Annotated in this window: 26 protein-coding genes; 2 read left to right on the forward strand and 24 right to left on the reverse strand. The window is 36.1% G+C overall.

The annotated features are described in order from the left end of the window. Positions 1-11: 11 nt before the first annotated feature. Together ACE3RB_RS10935 and ACE3RB_RS10940 are read right to left on the reverse strand one after the other, a co-directional pair. On the reverse strand, positions 12-452 hold the full coding sequence (locus ACE3RB_RS10935; RefSeq protein WP_374464252.1) for a GPW/gp25 family protein: 441 nt from the start codon (positions 450-452) through the stop codon (positions 12-14). A 166-nt stretch (positions 453-618) separates the two neighbouring features. After that, complete coding sequence (locus ACE3RB_RS10940; RefSeq protein WP_374464253.1) at positions 619-2,031, reverse strand: APC family permease; 1,413 nt, start codon at positions 2,029-2,031, stop codon at positions 619-621. A 142-nt stretch (positions 2,032-2,173) separates the two neighbouring features. Between ACE3RB_RS10940 and ACE3RB_RS10945 the strand changes: the two genes are divergently transcribed. Continuing rightward, positions 2,174-2,671, forward strand: a complete 498-nt coding sequence (locus ACE3RB_RS10945; RefSeq protein WP_374464254.1) for a DUF4920 domain-containing protein — start codon at positions 2,174-2,176, stop codon at positions 2,669-2,671. A 206-nt stretch (positions 2,672-2,877) separates the two neighbouring features. Here the strand turns inward: ACE3RB_RS10945 and ACE3RB_RS10950 are convergent, their stop codons facing one another. After that, a complete protein-coding gene (locus ACE3RB_RS10950) occupies positions 2,878-3,987 on the reverse strand; it encodes a M14 family zinc carboxypeptidase (RefSeq protein ID WP_374464255.1) in 1,110 nt (369 codons plus the stop codon). 960 nt (positions 3,988-4,947) lie between these two features. Between ACE3RB_RS10950 and ACE3RB_RS10955 the strand changes: the two genes are divergently transcribed. Continuing rightward, positions 4,948-5,484, forward strand: coding sequence for a helix-turn-helix transcriptional regulator (locus tag ACE3RB_RS10955; protein WP_374464256.1), 537 nt, complete (start codon positions 4,948-4,950; stop codon positions 5,482-5,484). 461 nt (positions 5,485-5,945) lie between these two features. On the opposite strand, the gene ACE3RB_RS10960 is transcribed toward ACE3RB_RS10955, so the two are convergent. The 21 genes from ACE3RB_RS10960 to ACE3RB_RS11060 form a co-directional block, all read right to left on the reverse strand. Then, positions 5,946-7,118 carry a proline dehydrogenase family protein gene (locus ACE3RB_RS10960; protein ID WP_374464257.1) on the reverse strand — a complete coding sequence of 391 codons (1,173 nt, stop codon included), beginning with the start codon at positions 7,116-7,118 and terminating at the stop codon, positions 5,946-5,948. A gap of 64 nt (positions 7,119-7,182) precedes the next feature. Next, positions 7,183-8,112 (reverse strand): UbiA family prenyltransferase, encoded by a 930-nt coding sequence (locus ACE3RB_RS10965; RefSeq protein ID WP_374464258.1) that lies wholly within the window; start codon positions 8,110-8,112, stop codon positions 7,183-7,185. A gap of 10 nt (positions 8,113-8,122) precedes the next feature. Further along, on the reverse strand, positions 8,123-9,049 hold the full coding sequence (locus tag ACE3RB_RS10970) for a mevalonate kinase (protein WP_374464259.1): 927 nt from the start codon (positions 9,047-9,049) through the stop codon (positions 8,123-8,125). 187 nt (positions 9,050-9,236) lie between these two features. Next, on the reverse strand, positions 9,237-10,727 hold the full coding sequence (locus ACE3RB_RS10975) for an MFS transporter (RefSeq protein ID WP_374464260.1): 1,491 nt from the start codon (positions 10,725-10,727) through the stop codon (positions 9,237-9,239). Positions 10,728-10,833: 106 nt separating this feature from the next. Then, the gene (locus ACE3RB_RS10980; protein WP_002979154.1) at positions 10,834-12,012 is read right to left on the reverse strand and encodes an acetyl-CoA C-acyltransferase; all 1,179 of its coding nucleotides are present in this window, start codon (positions 12,010-12,012) and stop codon (positions 10,834-10,836) included. A 54-nt stretch (positions 12,013-12,066) separates the two neighbouring features. Further along, entirely contained in the window at positions 12,067-12,477 is a 411-nt protein-coding gene (locus ACE3RB_RS10985) for a hypothetical protein (protein WP_374464261.1), read from the reverse strand. A gap of 2 nt (positions 12,478-12,479) precedes the next feature. Beyond that, complete coding sequence (locus tag ACE3RB_RS10990) at positions 12,480-12,884, reverse strand: hypothetical protein (RefSeq protein WP_374464262.1); 405 nt, start codon at positions 12,882-12,884, stop codon at positions 12,480-12,482. A 149-nt stretch (positions 12,885-13,033) separates the two neighbouring features. Further along, the gene (locus tag ACE3RB_RS10995; protein WP_374464263.1) at positions 13,034-14,128 is read right to left on the reverse strand and encodes a hypothetical protein; all 1,095 of its coding nucleotides are present in this window, start codon (positions 14,126-14,128) and stop codon (positions 13,034-13,036) included. Positions 14,129-14,207: 79 nt separating this feature from the next. Continuing rightward, complete coding sequence (locus ACE3RB_RS11000) at positions 14,208-14,915, reverse strand: hypothetical protein (protein ID WP_374464264.1); 708 nt, start codon at positions 14,913-14,915, stop codon at positions 14,208-14,210. Further along, positions 14,881-15,435, reverse strand: a complete 555-nt coding sequence (locus tag ACE3RB_RS11005) for an RNA polymerase sigma factor (RefSeq protein WP_374464265.1) — start codon at positions 15,433-15,435, stop codon at positions 14,881-14,883. The genes ACE3RB_RS11000 and ACE3RB_RS11005 overlap by 35 nt, the downstream gene beginning before the upstream one ends. Before the next feature lie 114 nt (positions 15,436-15,549). Next, complete coding sequence (locus ACE3RB_RS11010) at positions 15,550-16,932, reverse strand: nucleoside permease (RefSeq protein ID WP_374464266.1); 1,383 nt, start codon at positions 16,930-16,932, stop codon at positions 15,550-15,552. A 22-nt stretch (positions 16,933-16,954) separates the two neighbouring features. Then, on the reverse strand, positions 16,955-17,554 hold the full coding sequence (locus ACE3RB_RS11015) for a bifunctional nuclease family protein (protein WP_332386621.1): 600 nt from the start codon (positions 17,552-17,554) through the stop codon (positions 16,955-16,957). A 189-nt stretch (positions 17,555-17,743) separates the two neighbouring features. Then, positions 17,744-18,691, reverse strand: a complete 948-nt coding sequence (locus ACE3RB_RS11020) for an electron transfer flavoprotein subunit alpha/FixB family protein (protein ID WP_374464267.1) — start codon at positions 18,689-18,691, stop codon at positions 17,744-17,746. 39 nt (positions 18,692-18,730) lie between these two features. Then, positions 18,731-19,477 (reverse strand): electron transfer flavoprotein beta subunit/FixA family protein, encoded by a 747-nt coding sequence (locus ACE3RB_RS11025; RefSeq protein ID WP_374464268.1) that lies wholly within the window; start codon positions 19,475-19,477, stop codon positions 18,731-18,733. A gap of 245 nt (positions 19,478-19,722) precedes the next feature. Next, positions 19,723-20,739 (reverse strand): T9SS type A sorting domain-containing protein, encoded by a 1,017-nt coding sequence (locus ACE3RB_RS11030; RefSeq protein WP_374464269.1) that lies wholly within the window; start codon positions 20,737-20,739, stop codon positions 19,723-19,725. 223 nt (positions 20,740-20,962) lie between these two features. Beyond that, positions 20,963-21,667: an SDR family oxidoreductase gene (locus ACE3RB_RS11035; RefSeq protein WP_374464270.1), complete on the reverse strand. Its 705-nt coding sequence runs from the start codon at positions 21,665-21,667 to the stop codon at positions 20,963-20,965. A gap of 79 nt (positions 21,668-21,746) precedes the next feature. Next, a complete protein-coding gene (locus ACE3RB_RS11040) occupies positions 21,747-22,664 on the reverse strand; it encodes a T9SS type A sorting domain-containing protein (RefSeq protein ID WP_374464271.1) in 918 nt (305 codons plus the stop codon). Between the two features lie 209 nt (positions 22,665-22,873). Then, positions 22,874-24,253: a dipeptidase gene (locus ACE3RB_RS11045; RefSeq protein ID WP_278353239.1), complete on the reverse strand. Its 1,380-nt coding sequence runs from the start codon at positions 24,251-24,253 to the stop codon at positions 22,874-22,876. A 156-nt stretch (positions 24,254-24,409) separates the two neighbouring features. Then, positions 24,410-24,682 carry a hypothetical protein gene (locus ACE3RB_RS11050; RefSeq protein WP_374464272.1) on the reverse strand — a complete coding sequence of 91 codons (273 nt, stop codon included), beginning with the start codon at positions 24,680-24,682 and terminating at the stop codon, positions 24,410-24,412. Positions 24,683-24,818: 136 nt separating this feature from the next. Then, a complete protein-coding gene (locus tag ACE3RB_RS11055) occupies positions 24,819-25,964 on the reverse strand; it encodes a class I SAM-dependent methyltransferase (RefSeq protein WP_374464273.1) in 1,146 nt (381 codons plus the stop codon). A gap of 192 nt (positions 25,965-26,156) precedes the next feature. Then, positions 26,157-26,540, reverse strand: a complete 384-nt coding sequence (locus ACE3RB_RS11060; protein ID WP_374464274.1) for a GxxExxY protein — start codon at positions 26,538-26,540, stop codon at positions 26,157-26,159. Positions 26,541-26,560 lie beyond the last annotated feature (20 nt).

The raw sequence follows: 26,560 nt of genomic DNA on the forward strand, positions 1-26,560 counted from the left end.
TGTTAAAAATATTAATCAATAGACATTGGACTCAGAAACAGTTCTGTTGAAAAACTGAAACGTTCTCCTGTTTCCTCCATTTTTGCATTGATGGCAATTCTTACTTTCTTTTTAATTTCGGTGTGTTCTTTAGTATCATAGCTGTGCTCTACAAACTGTATATGAGCATCAATCTGCGGGTTCACGATTCTTGGTTCATATTCCTGAATCTGTCTTCTCAGGCTTTTGATAAAAACGCTTTCCCAGATGGCACTTGTAACTCCATTATCAAATTCAAGGTTCCAGACATCGTTTCCATAGTTTTCATCGTATCTGTTCTCTCCTTTTTTGGTAGTGATCAGCAGCATAATATTGTGTGCAATGCTTTCCCCCATATCGCAGGTATCGATACTTCCGCATTCGGTCATTAAAGTAGACGGTACGAAAGGCATTCTGTAATTTGGTGTATCCATAACTTATTGTTTTTACTTCATGGTCCTGTTTAAAAACGAAATACCAAAATACGCATTTTCGGCAAATAATGGCTACAATACTTTAAAATATTATTGAAAAATAAGGGCCTTCAACCTGAATTGAAAGCCCTGAATCTTTTATATCTCTTATCTTTTATATTATATTTTACTGATCTGCCTTTTTACGGTTGATAAAATAATACACCGGAAGCCCGAGCAATACCAGTATAAAACCAGGCCATGTATATTGCTGCTTGTAAATCAGCAATAAGATGCAAAAACAGGTTCCTATCAGAAGGTAAATAACAGGCGTTACCGGATAAAGCCATGTCTTATAAGGTCTTTCCAGATCCGGCTGTTTCATTCTTAAATAAATAACTCCAAAAACCGTAATCATATAGAAAAGAACGATTACGAAAGAGATCATATCCAGCAAATTTCCGTACTGCCCGCTCAGACACAGAATAGAAGCCCAGACTCCCTGCATCCATAAAGCATTTTCAGGAACTTCATTTTTATTGTTTTGTACTGCTGATCTAAAAAACATACCGTCTTTTGCCATCGTCTGGAAAACCCTGGCTCCTGCCAGAATGAGTCCGTTATTGCATCCAAATGTGGAAATCATCACCAATAAAGCGATAATAATGGTTCCCGCACTTCCAAATATATTCTGAGAGGCTGCTACTGCTACCCTGTCATTGGCTGCAAATGCAATACTATCTCTATCCAAAGCATTCAGATAGACATAGTTTACTGCGATATAAAGAATCATTACGGCAGAAGTACCATAAATCATGGACTTTACCACATTCTTTTTAGGATTTTCAATTTCACCGGAAACAAATGTTACGCTTTCCCAGGCAACAGAGCTGAAAACAGAGCCTACCATTGCGGCGGCAATTCCCCCAAGCAGAGTCATTCCTCCGATAAGTTCCCAGCCTTCCTTCAGGAAATTACCACTCAGATCTTTTTTAAGATTATTAAAAGAATCTGTTCCCCAGCTGAAGTTTTCTGATAAATGAGAGATGTCTACCAATATAAAACCGGCAGCAATTAAGCCTAATAATGCAATAATTTTGGAGCCTGTAAAGATATTCTGAAGTATTTTACCACTTTCTACTCCCCTGGTATTAATGTAGGTAAGCAGCAAAATCACACCAATCGCCAGAATCTGGATCCATGTTATTTTAAATTCACCACTTTGAAAAATTGGGGCAGCATCATTCAATGACGGAACTAAATAAGCGGTAAATTTTCCAAAAGCCATTGCCACTGCAGCAATAGTTCCGGTCTGTATTACCGTAAACAGCCCCCATCCGTAAAGGAATCCCATTTTTTTTCCGAAAATCTCTTTCAGATAAGTATATTGCCCTCCGGCTTTCGGAAAGAGTGCAGAAAGTTCTCCGTAGCTTATAGCTGCTGCCACAGTCATCACTCCCGTAATGACCCATACTATAATCAGCCAAAAACCTGATCCCAGGTTTCGCATCATATCAGCGCTTACAATAAAAATTCCGCTTCCGATCATCGATCCCATCACCAGCATGATGGCATCCCATAGTTTCAGTTTTTTCTGCATAGTCAAGTATAGGGATCAAATATAATCAAATCTGCCGTTGATTTTCAAATTTGTTGAAAATTCCTTAAAACAACTGCCTTTTGTTATTCTTTATTCCGTTATGATTCAATTTTAATTAGTATTTTTGGAAAAAATATTAAACATGAAATTCAAAGCAATATTATTTGGTGCAGCATTAACAGCTTCGTCATTAGCATTTGCCCAATCCGGTCCTCCGGAAGGAAAGGCTTTGGTAGGTGATACTTATGGAAATCAGGTAAGTTCATCCGCTGAATCCAAAGCGATCACAGCAGATAAATTGAATAAAAAGCTTAAAAAAGACAATAAAAAAGTCGAGAATATTGCTGTTAAAGGAAAGGTAACTGATGTCTGCGACAAAAAAGGATGCTGGCTAACCATTCAGACGGAAGACAACTCTAAGTTTTTTGTAAAAAAGAAAGACTATGCTTTCTTCGTACCTACAGCTTTAAAAGGGAAAAATGTAGTATTGGAAGGGAATGCGGAGAGAAAAGTAACTTCTGTGAATGAGCAGAAACATTATGCGGAAGATGCTAAAAAGCCTCAGTCTGAAATTGATGCGATCACTCAGCCAAAAGAGGAAATCAGGTTTGTAGCGAACGGGATTAAAGTGGTTAACTAATCTTTAGAGGAATCGACATTCTAAAATTAAGTTTTGGCTAAAGCCGGATGAATATTCATTAAGCTAAATTGGCTAAAGCCCATTCCTATTGAATAACATTATAATTTGAGTGGACAGCCATTTGAATTTTGGAAATTAGTTATAAAAAGTTTCGGCAGCCCTGAAGGGCTGCCGAAACTTTTTATGAGGAGATTATTTAAAGTCTTTTAATCTTCTATTTTAAAATCTACAACCGCATCCAGTTTAGGATATTTAGTTGCAGAAATAAACTTCTTTCCGGTACAGTCTATTTCAAGCCAGCCTTTTTTTTGTTTCACATCTCCGGCCTCCATTACGAAAGGTATAAAAGAAATATCATCCTTTCCTTCTTCTTTGATTTCCCTGTATTGAACGGCAATATCCAGAATACATTTATGGTCAGTATTCAATTTTACATTTCTGTAAATAATATCATAATGGGTTTCCCTGTTCTCCGGGATTTCAAGGTATGTTTCCCAGCCTGTAATATCAGAATTCAGTTCACTGATCGCTTTCAAGGCATAATAAAGGGCAATGGTATAATATTTTCTGGTTCCTTTTCTGGTATAATCATCCACAAAGTGTCCGCCTTCAAATAAAATAGTCGGCATTCCGGCTTTAATGAAATTATCACCTGTAGAAGTCGGATAGAATTCATCAGAATATCTTCCGATCTGGTTAGGAATCATTTCCTTCAAATGATTGTATACCCTTCCGATAACCGCCATACATTTTTTCCTGTTTTCAGTCACAGTACGTTCTACATTTTCAGACGGAGCTAAAAAGGAAAGTGTAGCAGGATGAATGCCATCAGTTGTAAAAATGGTTCTCTGCTCATGAAGGTTTAAAGCATAATCATATTTTTTGGAAGCGGCTGCTTTTTTCAGGAATTTAATCTCTTTACTTGCTTCGTTATGAAAATCTCTGTTCAGATCGATATCGGCTGCATTCAGTCTGGTCCATCTTTCAGATCCGTCGGGATTCAGCATGAATATAAAATCCAGTCTTATTTTACTGAATAAGTCTTCTTTTATTTCCGGAGCTTTATCAAGACTTACCAAAAGATCAAGCATCGCATGGGTAGCATTGGATTCATTCCCGTGCATTTGTGACCAGGCCAGTACCTGAATGTTTCCGGTTCCGATGCTTAGCTGATAAATCGGCTTATCTAAATAAGATGTTCCGATCTGCTGAATGTAATCGCTGAGATTTGCCTGTAGATAAGAAAATAATTTTTCAGGGGAAATATAGCGATTTGAGAAATCGGGGTTTTGAGAATAGATCTGTTCAAAATTCATTTGCAAAATAATTTACAGGAATCAAATTTAGCCATTTTTAGGTTAAAATTTAAATTACCATTTGTAAATATTAGTAAAATAGCTGAATTTACATTTGACATTTCAGTTAAAAGCGGATTTACAAAATTTAACCTGCATCAATTTTGAGTTAATTAATCAAGTTAACTTTTGTAACATTATTAAACAGCACAGATGGACAAATTGTCTGTGGATAAAATTGTGGATTGCGAATAATTTAATTGAATATATTTAAAATGCTTAAATTCAATTAGTTATGAAATTTATTTAAATTATATTTATAACTATACTTGAAGTAAATATAATGCTGTATAAGGCTGATTGAGCGTTATTTTTTTAAACATCTTAATTGTGGAAAACTTAGATATCTATTCATATATACAAATGTAAATACTCGGAAAATCAGAATTTTTGTGGAATAATTTTAGTTTTTACCGATTTTTTCCAGGAATTTTAATCTATAGAAAAATAAGTAGTTTATCAATAAGATACTTTCTCCAAATTGATGCTTATTTAGGCCAAAAAAGCGTATTTACATTAGTAATTTACCTTTGTATATAGAAAATAAGTGTCTATTAATCATATAAATATGGTGTTAAATCAGTTTATCTTATGAGAAATGGATTAATAATGTAAATAAAGAATTTCAATAAAATTTTAAGGATTAAAATACCTAACAAATAGCAATAATTTACAGTATTAAACCTATTTTTTAGTATAATAAGTTGTTTAACCGATAAAGCTATAGAAATTACTCGTGACAGGATTTTAGAAAATTTTAGTCTTAAATACAATTGTAATTAGTATATAATGTATTGATTTATAATATATTAATATTGATTTACAAATGTATATAGACAAAAATCAAATTTATTTACATTTGTATTTTGCATTTGTAAATTATAAGAGTTACATTTGTAAAATAATTAAAGGCATATTTTTATGAGTTTAAATGAAAGAATTTCAAAAATTATAGAGTATTCCAATCTTACTCCTTCTGAGTTTGCTGATGAGATTGATGTGCAGCGTTCGTCCATTTCCCATATCACATCAGGAAGAAACAAACCGTCTCTTGAATTTATCCTAAAAATAAAATCCCGTTTCCCGGAACTTTTATGGGACTGGCTGGTTACCGGCGAGGGTGAGATGCTGAAGTCCCAGCTGCCGGAAACAGAAATTAATGAAGAATATACTGAAGAGGAGAAAATAAAAACAACTCCACTACCCGATCTTTTTACGATGATGAATGATGATGAGGAATTCGGAAGTGAAGAGACGGAAGCAGAAACTCCGAAATCAAGTGCTGGAGAATCGGTTATAACGGCCAATGATAAGGCTCCGGAAAAAATATCGGATTCTCAGCGATTAGAAAATTCTGGTGAACAGATTTTAGGTCAACTATTTGGTAATCAGCAAAGTAAAATAAAACGTATTGTTCTCTTTTATGAAAATGGAAAATTCGAAAGTTTTGAGCCTTAAAAAACCTGATCAGAGAAATGATCAGGTTAAAAAATATTTGAAGAAGAAAACTAAAGCTATTGCTTTATTTTATTTTTAAAATTTTTGACAAGGTATCAACTGATGGAATTTATATCATCATCATCTGCTCCTGTTTATAATTTATAAAGCCGGTTTTTAAGGGGGTAATTACTGTGGTTTACCATATGGGTAAGATGTCTATGGGACTTATCACAGTCAGTGAAAACATTTTCATTTGTTAGTTTTTATGTCTTTATCAAATATAAATATTTAAAATCAAATCAGCAATAAAAATATAATTATTTTAACATATAATCAATGTAAACAATAAATGGATTGGTTATTATTAAATTAACTTAAATTTCCAATTCTTGATTCACTAATTAGCACTATTTAAGCAATTAACCCAATAAAAAAGACCCGCAAAACTGCAGGTCTTTTTTATTTATTGAGAACAATTATTATGATTGTTTCTTTCTTCTTTCCAGTTCTTTTTTGATGAGTCCAAGCTCTCTTCCGGTTTGTCCGGCCACAGAGGTGTTTTCCTGGGCTCTTCTCGTCAAATAAGGAACAACATCCTTTACAGGTCCGTATGGAAGATATTTAGCCACATTATAGCCTTTATCTGACAAATAGAAGGTGATATTATCACTCATTCCGTAAAGCTGTCCGAAATAGACATGTGGATTACCGTTTTCCAGAGATTTTGCCTTCATTTTATCCATAATCAGCTCCGAAGATATCTCATTATGAGTTCCGAAAAATGCTGAAACCTTATCCAGATGCTCCATTACAAAGTCGATTCCTGCATTATAGTTTTTATCTGAAGCCTCTTTTGTCGGCTGAATCGGATCTGCATATCCTTTTTCTGCTGCTCTGGCTCTTTCTTTTTCCATATAAGCACCACGAACGATTTTATAACCGATGAAGTAATTTTTCTCTCTTGCTCTCTGAAGATGAGCTTCCATATATTCCAGCCTTCCGGTTCTGTACATCTGGATGGTATTCCAAACGATAGGCTTCTGCTGGTTATATTTCTCCATCATCTCTTCGCAAAGGTGGTCTGCAGCGTCCTGCATCCAGGTTTCTTCAGCATCTACCATTACTTTTTTATCGTTCTCATGGCAAAGACTACATACTTCATCAAATCTTCTCACTACTCTTTCCCATTCTTCTTTCTGGCTTGTAGTAAGCTCTGCCCCTTTTCCAACAGCTTCATAAAGATCAATTCTTCCAAAAGCGGTAGGCTTAAATACGATAAAAGGAATTGCCGGATTTCCTACCGAGAATCTTACAATATCCTTAATTTCCTTGCAAACTGCATCAAAAGTTTCCTCATCTTCTTTTCCTTCAATAGAGTAATCGAAAATACTTCCAACCCCTCTTTTGAAAAGCTGCTTCACAACTTTCATACTTTCTTCACGGGTTTCACCTCCGCAGAACTGCTCAAATAAGGTATTCTTTACAATTCCTGTAACGAAAGGAAAATTGTTATGTACTGTGAAATTCAGAACAGATGTTCCAAGGCTTGTAAGAGCGGGCTGTTCAATCATTTTAAACATCCAGTAAGCCTTTCTCAATTGTGCATCAGACTTGTCTGCAAATGCAATTTTAGTATCATTAAAAATGGGCATTCCTATTTATTAAATTTAGTTTTGCAAAGGTAATAATAACCTCAGTTTATTTAAAAGAATTTTTTTATAATTTATGCTCTATTCCGTTTAGGAGCATTGCTATAATTCCTACGAAAACCCAGAACCGTAATATATTCAATGTAAAGAAGTTACTCCTCCGGGAAGCATTTATAAGAAGATAAATACATACAATCATGACAAAAAGGCCGCCGGCAAAATAATATGCCATGAATCCGCTAATACCGGTTTTTGTAATAATCTTCATAGAAACTACCATGGTAATTATTAATAAGGAGGTCAGAATGATTTTTGTATTTCTGGTTTTAAAATAATTAGGAATGGTAGTATATCCGAATGCTTTATCAACACTTCGGGTAAGGGTATCTTTCACAATATCAATACATAACAAAATAAGGAAAAGAAAAACAGCCATCAGGAATACCTTTTTGGAAAAGGTTTCGTAATATACCATCATTCCAAAGAACGGATACAGTGTGAGACTGACAAAAGTAAGGTTGTTTAGTATCAATATTCTGCTCAGTTTATGGCTGTAAAACCACATAAAAAACTGATAGATTACAAAAAAAACAAAAACGTTATGGGAAATCATCCAGGCAATCCCCAAAGAAACAGCACTCAGCGCCAGGTAGGCATACAGGAAATATTTTTGTTTGATAAAGCTCTGAAGCCTTGTTCTGAATGGTTTTACCACATGATCTTTCTCAAGATCATAGAACTGGTTGATGATACCGCCAGCCAGGATGGTAAGGACGGTACAAAAAATAATACCGTGTACTTTGAAATCAAATACGAAATTTCTGAAAGATTCATCCTGATTAAACAGGAAAAAAGTAGAAACATAGAGGGCAAATGTCAGCAGGGCAGCTACAAAAAAGCGTGCTCCGAGCAAAAAGCCCACGAATTGTGAAAATCTGTAAAATAGAGATTTTGAGAGATAGTCTTTAGATTGGAAAGGTTCTTTTTCAGAATTCATTCCAGGCTGTTTAAAATCTGTAAATCACTTCTTTCTGGAAGCCTTCAAGCATTTTTTCTGCTTTTGCATAGTCTTTGGTAAATCCTAAGATATAGCCGCCTCCACCGCTTCCGCAGAGTTTCAGATAATAAGCGTTAGAATCCAGTCCTTTTTTCCAGATATTAAAGATACTTTCAGGGATCATAGGACGGAAATGTTCATAAGCCCAATAAGAAAGCTTCTTAAGATTTCTGAAGAAAGGGTTCATATCTTTTTTAAGGAAAGAATCAATGCATGCATTATTGTAACGGATGAACTCTTCTTTCAGGGTTTTTCGGAAACCTTCTGTTTTCATCTTTTCAAAGAAAATCTGAATCATAGGTCCTGTTTCTCCTGTCATACCGGAATCAATCAGAAATATAGCTCCTTTTCCTTCTTCACCTTCGGGAATATTTACCCTGTCTAAATTTTCTTTATTTTCGATAAGAATCGGCAGGTTCATGTAGCAGATCAGTGGATCCATTCCTGAGCTTTTGCCATGGAAATAGCTTTCCATTTCACCAAAAACAGCTTTTAATTTTTTAAGATTATCCTTGGAGATGTTCTCAGGATTAAGTTTACTGACTGAATATTTTTCAAAAATAGCAGCTACCAGCGCTCCGGAACTTCCCACTCCATATCCCTGCGGAATATTGGAATCAAAAAAAAGTCCGTTTGAAATATCTTTTTTGAAACTCTCAATATCCAGCTTAAAATCGTCGGAAAGATCAAGTTTTGTAAGAAATTCAGAATATTTCTGCAGATGCCTGTTGGAATTAAGCTCAAATTCAGAAGCCAAACCGGAAAACTTTAAAGTCCCTTTATAGAAGCTGTAAGGTACTACAAGCCCCTGGGAATCTTCAATCATTCCATATTCTCCAAACAGGATGATTTTTGCATAAAATAAAGGGTTGGTCATTTTGACAATAAATCTTTTTGCAAAGTTAAAATTATTCCGCTGAATATAAGCAAAACTCAGGCCGAATTGTTTTCTATTTTACTTTCTTCAGTTCTTTTATTAAAAATACGAAATAAATATGATAAATAAATATAATTTTAAAGAAAAAGACAATAAAAAAGACGTCAAAAATAACGTCTTTTCAATTTTATAGTGTTTCTCTGTCTTTTCTCATTTTGACCTTAAGGAATCGTATTAAAATAAGACCTGCGCCAAAAAATATTGTCATAGACAGTGCGGCAATACGCATGTTATTGAAATGTTCGATGAGCGTTGCGAAGATAAAGGTTCCGATAATGATCGCAATTTTCTCCAACACATCATAGAAACTGAAGAAGGTTGTATTTTCCATGGAATCTTCAGGAAGCAACTTTGAGTATGTAGATCTTGACATCGCCTGAAGCCCGCCCATTACAAGGCCAACCACTGCAGCTACCCCATAAAACTGGTATTCTACCGTAGGATTTTCTTTGTTAAGGAAATAAGCCCAGATACAAGCTATGATCCACAGTATGATAGCAATTGAAATAACATTTTTATTACCGATTCTCTTAGATAATCTTGAGAAAATAACAGCTCCGATAATCGCTTCAATCTGGATGACCAGAAGTGTTCCGATCAGTTTATCCTGAGCCAGGTTGATTTCACTTTTCCCAAATAAGGTTGCCATCAGGAAAATAGTCTGCATTCCTACGCTGTAAAAGAAGAAACTTGACAGGAAGAATTTCAGATTTCTGTCTTTGAAAAGCTCTCCGCCTACTTTGAACAGTTCATGGAAACTTTCTTTTGCAATGTCTTTATAAAAGCTAAGATTATCTTTCAGTACTTCGAAAAAGCCTCCCTGCTCTTCGTGCTTTTTGAAGATATTTTTATAGTTCAGCAATACAAGATCTTTAGGAAGCTTATCTTTTACATCCCCAAACTGAGGAAGGTGCTTGAAAGTATATTGAGAAAACCCGAACCACCATGCTCCTGTAAGCAGGAAGCTGATTCTTGTAAACAGTAATTGCTGAGCAGCTCCTTTGGCAAAAACCTGAATCAGTACCAAACAGATCACCACTAACACTACAGAGCCGATATATCCGTAAACATATCCTCTTGCAGAAAGAGCATCCTGCCTGTCCGGTGTGGCAATATCAGGAAGGAACGAGTTATAAAACACCAGGCTTCCCCAAAACCCGACACTGGCCGTAATGCTGAATAGAAGCCCCAGAAAGACATTATGCATTCCTGTAAACATAGCCAATCCCATACAAGATGTTGCCCCCAGATAACAGAAAAACTGCAGGAAAGATTTTTTGTTTCCGATGGTATCTGCTAAAGAAGATAAAAACGGCGACAACAATACTACAATAAAAAACGATATGGTAAGTGAATACCCATATACAGCATCCGGCTGATATCCTTCTCCAAAAATTTTGATCGTATGCCTTACCGGGACATCAATCCAGGATTTTGTTTCTGCTACGTATTCTTTTTTCTCGTAAGCAGTGGTAAGGATAGAATAATAAATGGGGAAAATGGTAGAGGTAATAACCAGGGAATACACGGAGTTTGCCCAGTCATATACAGCCCAGGCCTTCATAATCTTCGGATTATTCTTTATGTTTTTAGGCTGTCGATTCTCAGTTTCAGACATTTCAAATAAATATTAGTAGCACAAAAATAAAAAAACCATTAAGAAATGGATAAGTTTTTAAAAAAATTATCGATTCCTTAATGGCAATATATTCTGAAACAGAATATTAGATATTTTCAATCACGATAGCAGAAGCACCTCCACCACCGTTGCAGATTGCTGCGGCACCGTATTTTGCGTTATTTTGCTTCAATACGTTAATTAAAGTTACAATGATTCTTGAGCCTGAACTTCCCAGAGGGTGTCCTAATGCTACAGCACCTCCGTTTACGTTTACTTTGGCAGCATCCAATCCTAAGATTTTATTGTTCGCCAATCCTACTACTGAAAACGCTTCGTTGAATTCAAAGAAATCAATATCTGAAATTTCCAATCCTGCTTTTTTAAGAGCAATTGGTAACGCTTTTGCCGGAGCAGTAGTAAAGTTTTCAGGCTCCTGAGCGGCATCAGCATAAGAAACGATTTTCGCAAGAGGCTTCAGTCCAAGTTCTTCCATTTTTTCTTTGGAAACAAGGATCAATGCAGAAGCTCCGTCATTCAAAGTAGATGCATTTGCTGCTGTTACTGTACCTTCTTCTTTTTTAAATACGGTAGGAAGTGTTGAAATTCTGTCGAAGTTTACTGCTTTGTATTCTTCATCTTCAGCAAAGATTACTGGTTCTCCTTTTCTCTGAGGAATAGAAACCGGTACAATTTCTTCATTGAATTTTCCTTCGCTCCATGCTTTTGCAGATCTTTTGTAAGATTCTATTGCGAAGTTATCCTGATCTTCTCTTGTAATATTATAGTCTGCAGCACATTTTTCTGCGCATACACCCATATGTACTTTGTTGTATACATCTGTAAGACCGTCAAGTACCATTCCGTCAAGCATTTTGATATCGCCTAATTTAGTAGCCACTCTTGCATTGTAATAGTGGGGAACCAAAGACATATTCTCCATACCTCCTGCAACAATTACGTCCGCATCACCGGCTTTGATTGCCTGAGCAGCCATTGTTACAGCCTTCATCCCTGAAGCACAAACTTTATTTACTGTAGTAGATGGTGTATTGATTGAAAGACCTGCTCCTAAAGCAACCTGACGAGCCGGCGCCTGGCCTTCTCCTGCCTGAAGAACATTCCCCATATAAATTTCCTGAACATTATTTGGGTCTAAACCGATTTTATCTAATGCTCCTTTTACGGCAGTTGCTCCCAGTTTTGTAGCCGGAACTGTTGATAAGCTTCCCATAAAACTCCCCATGGGTGTTCTTACTGCGGAAACAATGAATACTTCTTTCATGTATATAATTTTTATTTTAGCTAAGGGAGCTCATTCCCTTTTTATAGTTTGAATTTATTTTACTTTTACGTACACCACATCAAATTGGGTTCCTTCAATTTTAGTATTCACTTTCAGAAGGTTATCCTGAGTGGCTACAATTTTATTATTGAAGACGTCTCCTATCTGTGCAGGATCATTTTTATCTGATTTTTCCATCACGATTGCTTTGTAATTGCAATCATCCACAAAAACCAGTGTCGATTTGATATAATCTTTTCCATTATTCAAATATTCAGTCTGAATATTATCCTTAATGGTCATATGCCATATTCCTTCCGGATAATTGGGTCGTACAAATTTTCCTTCTTTTATATTGGCGCATTTAGGCGGATTATCCGGCTTTTTCTGTCCTGTTGCCTGGGCATCTACCTGGATAGCTGCTGCCAGCAAAATTCCTGCTGAAAATATTTTTAAGAAATTCATTTTTATATCTGTGTTCTATTGTTTACTTTTTTATTTCCTCCTGCGAAAATCATCATCAAAGCACCTGAGAACTCTACCGCCCATCCCCATTTCAGCTTAACAATTCCTGCAAAGGTTTCCTGCCATGATTTGAATGGTAAAAAGCTAAAGTATTGAAGCGACTGCATTTTCACAGCAACTAAAGTAAATCCGAATAAAAGGATAAGCAGAATACCAAAAAATCTAACGACTCCGGCACTGTTGTTTACAATCCCAAAAACTGCACATGCAGAAAAAATCCAGCACATAATAGCCAGATAATGATCAAGCTTCCAATAGTTCCAGTTTCCGATGACAGGCACATGTACCAAGGGTAAAAAGCTGCCCACGATGACTAAAATTAATCCTAATAACTGAATATTTTTCATATTTACTAAATTGCCAAAATACAAAAAAAAACACACTTTCGGATCGTGTGTTTTAAAAATACAATTTTACGATACAAACGTTCGTTAGTCGTAAAAAAACAATACTATTTTTAATTATTAACTAAAGAAATAATTTATTTATTGTTAAATTAAAAATTAACATTTGCGATTTCTATACCAATCTGAAGTCCATATTTTTTCTTCAGCAAAGCATTGTTATTGAAAGCAGGAGTAAAATCTTTCTGAACAAACAGATTAAATCCGCCATAACTGATTCCCAATTTTCCTCCAAAGATAAAATCGTTCAATCCATGCATCATTTTTTCCCTTTCTACAATTCTGTCAGAATATTCATTGGAGTATTTGATATAATTAAGGTTTCCTACTTTAATTCCTCCGTAAATACCTAAGATGAGGGCCAGCTGATTCTTTCTGTTATCCAGATATTTTACGCCTTCATATTCTTTATATTTCGGAGATAAAACAAATTTCAGGTCTACCGGAATGGTTAAATAGGTACTGTAAAGAGCTGTTTTTTTAAGATTTCCACGATCGAAATCACCTATGAATAAGTTGTTTTTATCCTGCTTAAAGACCTGTCCGTATTTGGGCGTATACAAATCAGACCTCATCCCAACCCCGAAACGATAAAAAAACGGGCTGGTATAGCTTCCTATCTGATTTCCATACCACAAGCCAATCTGCCAGGAATTGATAACCGTATTTTTGACATCTGAATCTTTATTATAAAAATTAAAAGGTTCATTTTTTGCGGTCAGGCCTGCTCCTATTATACCAATGGTAATTTCAAACGTCTGCAGATAACTTTTGGGATTATTATTTTTCTGTCTTTCATTGAATTTCATATTGATCCCATTGAATCCAAGCCAAAATTGATTTTTTCCCGGTTTTAAAGAATCATTTGACTTAAAGACAGCATCTTTTACAAGTTCTTTGGTCGCCAACTCCAGATCTTCTTTATTGGCGTCGATTTTTTCATTAATAATCTGCTGGTATTTGGTAGCAACTGCTGTACGTTGTTGTTGTTTTTCATCGGATGTGATTTTCTTTTTCTTAAAATCCTTATCGATTTTATCCAGTTCTGAATTCATCTTTTCTTTTTCAGCACCGACAATACTGTCGATTTTTTTTGAATAGAAGCTCAGATTATTTTCAGGAGATTCCTGAGCAAATCCATAACTGAAGGCCATTACAGCAGCCAACAGTGTTAATTTTGTTTTCATATTTTACTAATTTTAAGACAATATTGAGGTTCTGTCCCTTTTTCTGGGGGCAGTTTTTTGTGATAAAAAGATTGATTGCTTATTTACTTTCCAGTGAATCGGAATAAACTGTCATTCCTAAAACTTTAAAAGAGCTGGGACTTTTAACCTTAATTTTAGTGATATCCAACGCACCAAATTTCCTGATGTCGGTTCTGTGTTCTTCCCGCTTTTTTTGAAATTCTCTGCCCTGCAGAAGCTCATCGGCCTTTATATATTCAGTCTTCTTCTTTTCTGCAATAGACACCGGTTCAGGCACTATTTCAATGCTTTTTTCCAATACCGGAGCTTTAATATTCTCATTGGCTACTATAACCTGCTCTTCCCGACTGCCGGGTAACGTCTTTTCCTCTAAAATTTCTTCATGCTGATAAAATTCCGGAATATTCAGATTTTCTTTTACTGTTTTCTGATTTTTCCTGTTTTTTACTTCTGTATCCTCAGGGGTATTTATATCAGGGTTGGGAAGAGCTATTTCTACCTTTTCTTTTGCATGTTCTGTATGAGCTACAGGATTATTGAGATGAGCAGTATGATTTTTATTAAAATAAAGTAATGCTCCTAATGAAAGCAGCAGAACTACAACAGCAGCATATTTCAACCACTGGAATGGCTTTTTAAGGATCAAAATAGAACTCTTTTCTTCTTTCTGGTCAATTTGGTCTATCTTATCCCAAAGATCTGCGGAAGGCTTTATTTCAAGCTTTTCGTAATCAGATTTTAACTGTTTCAGGAGTTCTTGTTTCATTTTCTTTTGCTTTTAAAAATTCAGCGAGCCATTTTTTTGCTTTACTCAGCTGGCTTTTACTGGTTCCTTCGGAAATATTGAGGATCTTAGCAATTTCACCATGCTTTTTCTCCTCAAAGACATAGAGATTAAAAATCAGTCTGTAACCTACCGGCATTTGGGAAAATATTTCTTCAATATTGATTTCTTTCGGATATTCTTCCGCATCTGTTTCGATGTAATTATCTGCAATTTCCACGTCTGCATAAAGAATATTTTTATTCTTCCGGAGGAAGGTGATAGCGTCATTCACAATAATTTTTCTGAGCCAGAACGGAAAGCTCTTCCAGTCTCTGCATTCATGAATCTTCGTGAAACATTTCATAAATGCACTCAGGAGAATATCTTCCGCATCATGAAGATTGTTAACATAAGAATTTGCAATGGCCAGCATTTTGGGAGAAAACATCTCGTAAAGAGCCTTCTGCCCTTTCCGGTCTTGCTTTTTAGCCAATAAAAAATTCTCTTCGATGTTCTTCATGGATTTGTTTCTATTGATAAGACGCTATGCTTTACAAAAGGTTGCCTTGAAAATAAAAAAAATTGCATTTTTTTCAAAAATGCAATTTAATATCTTTATAAATATTGGTTTAAATTAATGTTTTACAGATGAAACATCTTCCGGGTTATGTTTGTGTTTAAACAAAACAGCAAAGAATATTGCCAGTACTAGTGCATAGATAGCAAAAGAAAGCCATATCTGATGCCAGTCTTTTACCATCACTACAGAAGATAGTGTACCATCTGAATTAACAGCAGCATTGAAACTGTTCTTCAAAATTTCCAGAAAAGTAGGATTATCAGGGCTGGTTTCAAGATAAGCAGACAGATCTGCAGCGGTTGAAAACTTATGGGTAAAGAATTTGTCGATTGCCCATCCTGCAATATAACTTCCGAAAACAGCTCCGAAACCGTTCGTCATCATCATGAATAATCCCTGAGCTGAAGAACGTATTTTTTTGTCAGTAGTTGTTTCTACGAAAAGTGAACCGGAGATATTAAAGAAATCGAAGGCCATTCCGTATACAATACACGAAAGAATGATCAACGAAAGTCCGAACCCTTCCGGAACTCCATAGGCAAAGAATCCGAATCTTAAAACCCATGCGAGCATTGACATCAACATTACTTTTTTAATTCCAAATTTCTTCAGGAAGAAAGTAATTGCCAAAATAAACAATGTTTCTGAAACCTGTGAAATTGACATAATGATGGTAGATCTCTGTACTACGAATGAATCTGCATACTTAGGAAAATGGGCAAATTCACTTAAGAAAACATCTCCATAGGCATTGGTAAGCTGAAGTGCTGCTCCCAAAAGCATGGAAAACATAAAGAACAATGCCATTTTATAGTTTCCGAAAAGCTTAAAGGCATTCAAACCTAATTGTTCGGATAATGGTGAATTTTTATCAATCAGTTTTTGCGGCGGACATTTTGGTAATGTAAGCGCATAGATTCCCAGGAATATTGCTACTGCTCCTCCTATATAAAACTGTCCTTCTGTAGCTTTGTTTCCACTAAGGTTGGTGATCCACATGGCAACAATAAAGCCAATAGTTCCCCATACACGAATCGGCGGGAAGTCTTTCACTACATCCAGATTGTTATTTTTCAGGATTGTATAAGAAATTGAATTGGCCAGTGCGATGGTAGGCATGTAGAAACACATTGCCACAAGCATTACCGAGAAAAAAGAATTAGGATCTGCGGAATGAGGCAGTATGAAAAGAATAACCCCATAAAGAATGTGCAGTACTGAAAATATACGTTCAGCATTTACCCAGCGGTCAGCAATAATTCCAGTAATGGTTGGCATAAAGATGGACGCAATTCCCATTGTTCCGAAGACAGCTCCAAACTGAGTTCCGTCCCAATGTTTTGTGCCAAACCAAAAGTTTGCCATCGTAATCAGCCATGCTCCCCAAACAAAAAACTGGAGGAAACTGAGGATGGTCAGTCGTAATTTTAAATTCATAGTTTATATAAAAAGTATCTCTTTAGTCAATTTTCTTTTTCCTCCTCTTGATTTCTTCCTGGATCTCAAGGGCAGTATCATAGTCTTCTTCTTTCACGGCTTCATCCAATAGTTTCTGAAGCTCCTCCATAGAAAGAGATTTTAGATTATCTTCTGTCTGTACAGTTTCTGAGAACGACTGGTCTTCTTTTGAAACATCTTCCAGCTCCAGTAAGATTCCTGCTTCATTTAATACCTGTTGGGTTGTAAATATGGGAGCATCAAATCTTACAGCCATTGCAACAGCATCAGAAGTTCTGGCATCAAGAATCAGTTCTTCTTCAGTCACTTTATTTTTAAAGTTAATATTGGAGAAAAATACTCCGTCTACAATCTGATAAATAATGACAGAAACCAATTCATAATTGGCAGAAACTATAAATTTTGTGAATAAATCATGGGTAAGAGGACGCGGCGGATGAATATCTTTTTCCAATCCTAGAGAGATAGACTGGGCTTCGAAGTTTCCTATAACAACAGGTAATTTTATGTGTGTTTCTTCATGCTCCAGTAACAATGCGTACGCGCCTGATTGAGTCTGGCTGTACGATATTCCGCGAATAATTAGCTGTTTATAATCCATAGCTACAAATATAGATTAATTTTTTGTTGTGTTTTCACTTTTTTACGCAAAAATAAAAGCCCGGAAAGCCGAGCTTTTATTTGTATTGTTGATGATTGTCAAACGTCAATAGTAAATTTTGCTTCGCAAGTGAATTATTTAATTAAAAATTGACGAGCAAAGCGAATTGACTATTCACAATTCACGTTCTTATCCTTTAATTGCTTTAATCTTCTCTGTTAATGCAGGAATAATCTGGAAAGCATCTCCTACTACTCCATAATCAGCAGACTTGAAGAATGGTGCTTCAGGATCACTGTTGATTACTACGATTGTTTTTGAAGAGTTAACCCCTGCAAGGTGCTGGATTGCTCCGGAAATCCCTACTGCAATGTAAAGGTTTGGTGAAATTGCTTTACCTGTTTGTCCTACGTGCTCTGTGTGAGGTCTCCATCCGATATCAGAAACCGGCTTAGAACATGCTGTAACAGCTCCTAAAACGTTTGCCAGATCTTCGATCATTCCCCAGTTTTCAGGACCTTTCATCCCTCTACCGGCAGAAACAACGATTTCAGCTTCTTTAAGGTCTAATTTACCTGAGCTCTGCTCGTGAGAGATCACTTTGGTATCTTCATTCGCTACAGATAAGTTTTTCACTTCTTCTGAACCTGATACCGCATTTTCTTTAACACCGAAAGCATTTTGAGAAACCGTAACGATTACCCCGTTTCCTTCAGCTTTAGCATGCATGAAACCTTTTCCTGAGAATGCTCTTCTTTTTACCTGGAAAGGAGAAAGACTTTCAGGAGCTTCCAATGCATTAGTGATTAAAGAATAATTTTTCATTACAGCAAGCATAGGAGCAACAGAAGAAGCATCAGTAGTGTGAGGGAAAACGATGATATTTCCGTCTGCCACTTCGCTTACTGCTTGTGCAAATGCTTTTGCTGAGAAGTTCTTAAGACCTTCGTCTTTGATATTGATTACGTTTGACGCTCCATATTTGTATAATAAATCTGAAGAGTCAGTTGGGTTTACAGAGATTGCTGTAACGGTATCTCCTGCCTTATCAGCGATAGCTTTAGCATAAGAAACTGCTTCGAAAGCCGCTTTTTTGTAAACTCCGTTTATATTTTCTGCGTATACGAATACTGCCATTGTTTTACATTTAAAAATTAAAGATTGAAAATTTAAAGATTAGATTACTTTAGCTTCTTCGTGAAGTAATCTTACCAATTCATCCAGATTGTCAGGAGAAACCATTTTCACAGCTGCTCTTGGCGGAACACTGTCATAAGATACACCCTGAACTTTTACTTCTGAAGAAGAAGGCTCTACTACCTGCAATGGTTTTGTTCTTGCAGACATAATTCCTCTCATATTCGGGATGATAAGATCTTTCTCATCTACCAATCCTTTCTGACCTGCAATAACTGCCGGTAGTTTTACTGAAATAGTTTCTTTTCCGCCTTCAATTTCTCTTACTGCAGTAGCTTCGCTTCCGTTTACGTCTAATCCTACTGATGCATTTACAAAAGGCTGGTTCAATAACTGAGCTACCATTCCCGGAACAGAACCTCCGTTATAATCGATAGATTCTTTTCCGCAAAGGATAAGATCATATCCTCCGTTTTGAGCTACGGCTGCAATTTCTTTTGCTGTAGAATAACTGTCTTTCGGATCAAGATTTACTCTTACTGCATCATTGGCACCAATAGCCAGAGCTTTTCTGATTACAGGTTCTGTAGCAGCATCCCCTATGTTGATTACTGTTACTGTTGCTCCCTGAGATTCCTGAAGTTTAACCGCTTTTGTCAATGCAAATTCATCTAGAGGGTTGATCACCCACTGAATTCCGTTTTTGTCGAAAGCAGATTTATCTGCTGTAAAGTTAATTTTAGAAGTAGTATCCGGAACACTACTGATACAAACTAATATTTTCATATGTTGCTTATTGTTTTTATTGTAATATGTAACCTTACGGTTTCATGTGTACTATTTTATTTTTTCCTTTGATGCATCAATCCATGATGATTTTTGCAGAGATTCTGTTTGAATTAATTTTTGCTAATATAAGCAAAAAATATATTATGCATGCATAATATATATTGATTTGCTATTCAGAGCATTAAAATTAACAAAACGCCCTGAAACAGGGCGTTTTTATGCTATTAAAATAATGATCGGTATTATTTTTTAATGAACTTTTTAGAAAATTTGCTTCCCTTAATTTCCATGCTGATGATATAAATTCCGGGGGGCAAATTTCTGATATCTATTTTATCATGATCAAAATGCATATCCTTTTTTCTTCCTGCAATATCAACAATTTCAATTTTAGTGACAGGCGATTCAGATTGTATATGAATAAAATCAGTTGCAGGATTCGGATAGACTGAAACATTGGGATCTTCTGCCACAGCCTCTCTGGTTACCAGTGTCGCATTATTTGTTGCGGTTACCATATAGTCATCAAAAGAAGTGATATGTGCTACGGTATTCCCTGCACCAGCTACTGATACAAAATCCAGCTCAAAAGGATCTACACCCGCTGCTGCCGGAACATGCGTGGATGCAGGCCCATAAGTAACCCCTCCAGGCGTTGTCCACGTAACTGCTCCTGTAGTTTTATTAAATGTACAGTTCAGGGTAATCCAGGTATTAGGTGGGTAGGAATAGGCAGGTGGCTCCAGATAAAAAAGATAGTTCCCTGTTACTCCATTTGCTATTTTAGTGTAATATGCAATTCCTACAAGTCTCTGTGTATCATACTCGTATCCTGCGCCAAGCAGTGTTTTATGAGTTGTCCCGTCATATATTAAAACGGTTCCTCTTCCCACACCTCCTGTGGGACTTCCTGTGTAAAGACTAAAGCTCAGTTTAAGAATATCATTTCCGGAGGTTCTTGCCGCCCAGGCTGTTCCCAGCCCGTTCTTCCACATATATTTTGTTGCTGATGCACCCGCACTTCCGGTAAGCTGTAGAGATTTTCCGTGGGAAGCATCTATATTCACAATCTGTGCTTCTGAATTTGAACCTCCGGGAAAATCTGTGTAAAACCCTCCTTGTCCTGGAACAGATGCAGTGATATCCGTTCCGACATTTCCGATGGTATAAGCATTAAAATTGTCACTTTCCAGTGTCTGGGCATTCAATGTTTGAAATAGAATCAACAGGAATGCATTAATTGATAGAAAATTTTTCATATAATATTTTTAATTCAGATTCAAACTTACTTCAGTTTAAAAATGAAATCAATACCAGTTATTAGGTAGATTTACCGATAAGACACCGTATTCCTGAAGATTACAGCTGACCAGACATCAGAAATCCTAAACTGCGTACGAATAAAAATATTGTTGATTAATGCATTAGAGGTTAATTTGATAATTCAAAAGCATTTATTACAGAGATACTTCAGTGCTATCACTACAAAGGTTTTGTTGCCCTGAATTCTATTTTACTTGGCAAAACCCGTGGATTCATCTTCAGAATATCCAATACGAGATTCCCCATATCTTCAGGCTGAATCTTCCAACTGTCCTTTTCTGAAGGAACATTTCCATTGAAATGAGTTGCTACAGAGCCCGGCATAATCACCGTAGATTTAATATTGTATTTTCTTAGATCAATCATGGCGGCCTGCGTGAAACCTACCACCCCGAATTTTGAAGCATTATATCCTGTTCCGTTTTCAAAGAAATTGGCACCTGCCAGACTGGAAATGGTAATATAATAACCTTCTGTTTTTTTAAGTTCTTCCACAGAGGCTTTTAAGGTATAAAAAACACCCGTAAGATTGGTTTCTATCATATCGTTCCACTCTTCTGCAGTCAGCTCATCTACGGGCTTAAAAATCCCCAATCCTGCATTTGCAACCACATAATCCAGTCTTCCGAACTTTTCAATCGTATATTTTACCGCTTCCTGTTCACTTTCCAGATTTCTTACATCAGAAACAATTCCCAATACGTTTTGTGAGTACTGTCTGAGCTCTTCTTCCGCCTTCATGACATCCTCTCTTTTTCTTCCTGAAAATGCGACAGAGATGCCATTTTCAAGCAAAATTCTCGCAATTCCGAAACCTATTCCTTTAGTTCCTCCTGTTATATAGGCTGTTTTATTTTCTGGCATATGATTAAAATTTTAATTCTCTAAAATAACAAAAACACCCCAATCGGAGCGTTTTGTTGATACTAAGATTTATCAGGAATTATTTTTTGATGAACTTCTCTGTAAAATTTCTTCCGTCTGTTTCCACATTCAATAAGTACGTTCCGGAAGATAGATTTTTCACATATACCTGATCACCACTTACAGTTACATCCATTCTTTTTCCTGACAGGTCATATACTTCAATATGCCTTATTTTGTAAACAGTTGTGATCTTTATAACTTCTGTGGCAGGATTTGGATAAATAGATAATTTTACTTCATTTTTAACCGGATCTTTTGTTGATAAAGTTGCCTGGTTATTGATTTTAATGTTATCAATATAGGCAGAACCCAAGGCATTATTGTGTACAAAGCGAAGCTGGTTTATAGGTAAAGAGCTTGCTGCCGGGCCGGTATAAATCAGCAGATCATTAAGGTAATATCTGACATCCGTAGCGGTCCCTACTACTTTTATCCGATACCAGATATTAGGCAGCCAGGTTGAAGGTACAGCAATCAGGTTCTGTATGCCGGATACCATATTCAGGAGCTTTACCAATCCGGTTTTTTCGAAATCCAGCCTCACAACAAACTGGTCATCCATATCATTTACTCCCTGAAAACCAAAATCAGAGCCGTTAAGCTGTGACATATTGATGTCGAATGATACAGAAAAATTGTTGTAGGAAAGAGGTGTCGACAAGTTATAAAACACTCCGATAACAGGAACACTCTGGGTACCGTAAGTATTTTCTTTGACAATTTTCAGGGAGCTGCTGCCATCGCTTGCCTTATCCAGGCTGATGGTCTGGTGGGTTACGTTTTGAGGAACACCTCCAGTGGGAGTACTGATCCATCCTGCCTGTCCATTGATATCTCCAATGTTGAACCCCTCAGTAGACTCAAAGGATATGGACTGCTGTGCACAAATGCAAACTGATAGTATTAAAAATGCAATTGAGTAGTATTTTTTCATAGTAATTCAAGTTTTGTATTAAAAATATAAACTTTCCATGAATGGTGAAATAACTTATTGCAAATAAAAAATAACGCTTTTATTATCAGGGAATTTATTTTTTCAGCCCTTTAAAAATATGCTTCTAAATGTATTTTATGATAGAAAATAAAACAAAAAATAAGGTATCTCTTCTCAGAAATACCTTATCATACCTTGTTTTTGTTTAATTATTTTGAATAATTCTCAAAAAATAACGGAATACTTTCAATCCCTTTATAGAAATTGAATAGCCCATAATGTTCGTTTGGAGAGTGAATTGCGTCAGAATCCAATCCGAATCCCATAAGCACAGACTTAGCGCCTAAAACCTGCTCGAACATCGCTGTAATCGGAATACTTCCCCCTCCTCTGTATGGAAGTACTTCTTTTCCGAATGCTGATTCCATTGCTTGTTTTGCTGCAGCAAATTCTTTGGTATTCGTTGGTAAAACATATGGCATTCCTCCGTGGTGAGGAGTAACTTTAACTTTTACTGTATCCGGAGCGATTTTTTCAAAATATTTCGTGAATTTTTCCGTGATCTCCTGCGGAGTCTGGTAAGGAACCAAACGCATTGAAATTTTAGCAAAAGCTTTTGAAGGAATTACTGTTTTTGCACCTTCTCCTGTATAACCTCCCCAGATTCCGTTGCAGTCTAAAGTAGGACGGATAGATGTTCTTTCTAAAGTTGTATATCCTTTTTCCCCTTCGATATTGCTTAATCCGATTGATTTTTTGAATTCTTCCGGATTGTCCTTCAGTTTATTCATTTCAGCTCTCTCTGCATCTGAAACCGTTTCTACATTGTCGTAGAATCCGTCAATGGTGATATGACCGTTTTCATCAATTAGATTAGCAATCATTCTTGAAAGAACGTGGATCGGGTTTGGAACTGCTCCTCCGTAAAGCCCTGAGTGTAAATCTCTGTTTGGACCTTCCACTTCTACTTCCACATAACTCAACCCTCTTAAACCTGTTGTAACAGTCGGTTGTTCGTTACTGTAAATATGTGTATCGGAAATCAGGATACAATCGCAGGCTAATTTCTCTTTATTTTCATTTACCCAGTCGCCTAAGCTTACGGATCCTACTTCTTCCTCTCCTTCTAGGATAAATTTAACGTTGCAAGGAAGAGCATTGGTTTTCATCATAGCTTCGAAAGCTTTCAGGTGCATGAAGAACTGCCCTTTGTCGTCTGCGGCACCTCTGGCAAAAATTGCTCCTTCAGGGTGTAATTCCGTTTTCTCAATATAAGGCTCAAAAGGCGGCTTAGTCCATAATTCCAACGGATCTGCCGGCTGAACATCATAATGCCCGTACACCAATACTGTTGGTAAATTTTTATCTAAAATTTTCTCTCCGAAAACAATTGGATATCCTTTGGTCTGGCAAACTTCAACATGATCAGCCCCTGCATTTTTAAGGTGCGCTGCCACTACATCTGCACATTTCAAAACGTCATCTTTATACGCGGGATCTGCAGAAATAGAAGGAATTCTCAATAACTCAAATAATTCATCCACGAAACGCTGCTTGTTTTCGTTAATGTAATTTAATGTCTCTTGCATTGTAAAAATTTATTTTGTTAAAATTAAAAAAAATGGCCGGCAGGGGCAAACAAAAAGGCAGGATTTTCCCAACCTCATGTTAATGAGCCGTATAGCACTCTTTTTAATAAAAAATGCCCTGCAGAAACAGGGCAATTATATATTTTGTACTTGTAATTAGTGTTCAGCTTTTGGAGCTTTCTCAGCTTCAGCAGGTTTTGCAGCCGCAGTACTGTCTGTTTTCGGAGCAGCAGCTTCCGGTTGTGCAGGAGTAGTTTCTTCTTTGTGCTCTGCAGCAGCTTCATGCCCGTGAGCTCCTCCCTGAGGATCATCAGAATATCTTTCTACTCCTTCTTCAAGTTTCAAAGCACCTCTGTTTCCTCCTTGCGGAACTTTTTTACAGCTTACCGCCACCGTTGCAATCGCCAAACATATCACTAATTTTTTCATATGTAAAATTATTTTTTAAAGGTAATATGAAACCGCACTATTTTCAGTCTGTATAATCTTCCAAACAGCAAGCGATCTCATGCTTAAATTTTTGATTGCCCAAAAGTAAGAAATCCTGCTTTTTTCGGCAACATTTTTATACTGATTTTAATATAATTTTTCCTTTTTTGGATTGTGTAAAAATAAGATACCGGTCTCCTCCATCTTTTAAGCCATATTTCTTTTTGATTTCTTCAGGTTTTAAAGGGTAATTTTTTGAAATAATATTAAACTGATCTTTTTTCTTAATACTTTTAGAATCAATCATTACCATTTCAAAAATTCTCCCCGGGAAGTTTTCTATTTTTTCACCGGAAGTATAGAGATGGCTATTCGGGTGAAGCTTTTTTAATCCGAATTTCTGGGAAATCAAATTAAAAACTCCTGCTTTCAAAACAGCATTATTGGGGATATAAATGTATTTTTCAGGTTCAGAGTATTCAGCCTGTGCAGTTTCTTCTTCCCCAAATGTGTAATTAAAGGCAGCTTCATTGCTTTCAAGATTTACGCAATTGCAGAGAATCTTGCCCGTATTTTTGTTGGAAAGAAACACCACTACTTCTTTTACATCGTTTTTCAGGGCAATAATATCAATCTTTACAATACCCGGCAGCACTGAAACAAGGTATTTAAGATCAATGAGCGGGGAAAGTTTAACGACTACCAGATTGGAAACAGACTGTAATTTTTCTTGAATTTCAAGAATATCCGGAGAAAGATCTTCCAAAAGGAAAACTTTGTTTTTATTCTGGTCTCTTCTCGCCGGATCAAGATAAATAATATCAAAATGTTCCTGATTTTCGTTTAGGAAATCTTCAAGTTTGCTGTTGATAAATTTTGCCTGACGGCCCAGGACCTTCCAATTATGCTCAACAATGTCCAGAAGTTCTGTATTCTGCTCTACTAAAGTAATATCGTCAAAGTTTTGAGACAGGTAGTATGCATCAATGCCAAAACCGCTTGTCAGATCAATGAATTTATTTCCTTTTAAAGTTTCCGATTTGTAAAGGGCTGTTTTTTCTGATGATGACTGCTCTAGGTTAAGCTGCGGTGGAAAAATGATCCCTTCTTTCAACAGAAAAGGAAATTTTCTTTCGGCAACCTGTTTTCCTTTGATCTGCTGAACAATTTCATGCATGGATACCTCCGGAAACGGGGATTTTTTAAGCAGTAATGTGTGTAAATCTGTATTCAGATTTGCATTGATGTAGTTTTGGATTTCTTTGTTTATTAACTTAACCACAGATGACACCGATTTTCACAGATGTTTATGTTTTATTTATTATCTTCTATTTAATTATTCAGTCTATTTTTCACAGAACAAGAATGTTCACTGATGTTTATGTCATATTCTTATTCCAATACAGATATAATCATAAAAAATATACGCAATCATCTGCGAAAATCAGTGTCATTCGTGGTCATTAGAATGATGTTAGTCTAAATTTCCTCTTACTTTCCGAAAAATACTTTTACTAATAAAATCAGTATTAAAGTTCACCAAAATTCCTAATTTCAATCCTGTTAACTTTAGATAGGTTAACAACTGCTGATGATGAATATTTGCTATTTCCGTTACGGCTTTCACTTCTATAATAATTTTATCTTCAACAATTATATCGGCAACAAAACCAGAATCAATAATAGTATCTCTGAATTTAATCTTCATCGGAACCTGAGTCTTAACTTTTAAACCATTATTTTCAAGTTCGTAAGCCAAAACCTTCTCATAGACTTTTTCCAGAAGCCCCGGCCCAAGTTCATTATAAACAGAAAATATAGATTTTCTGATATAAAAACTTATCTCATTTTCTTTCATAACATTTGCATTTTGTGTTT

The organism is Chryseobacterium sp. (genome assembly GCF_041914225.1).
Classification (GTDB): domain Bacteria; phylum Bacteroidota; class Bacteroidia; order Flavobacteriales; family Weeksellaceae; genus Chryseobacterium.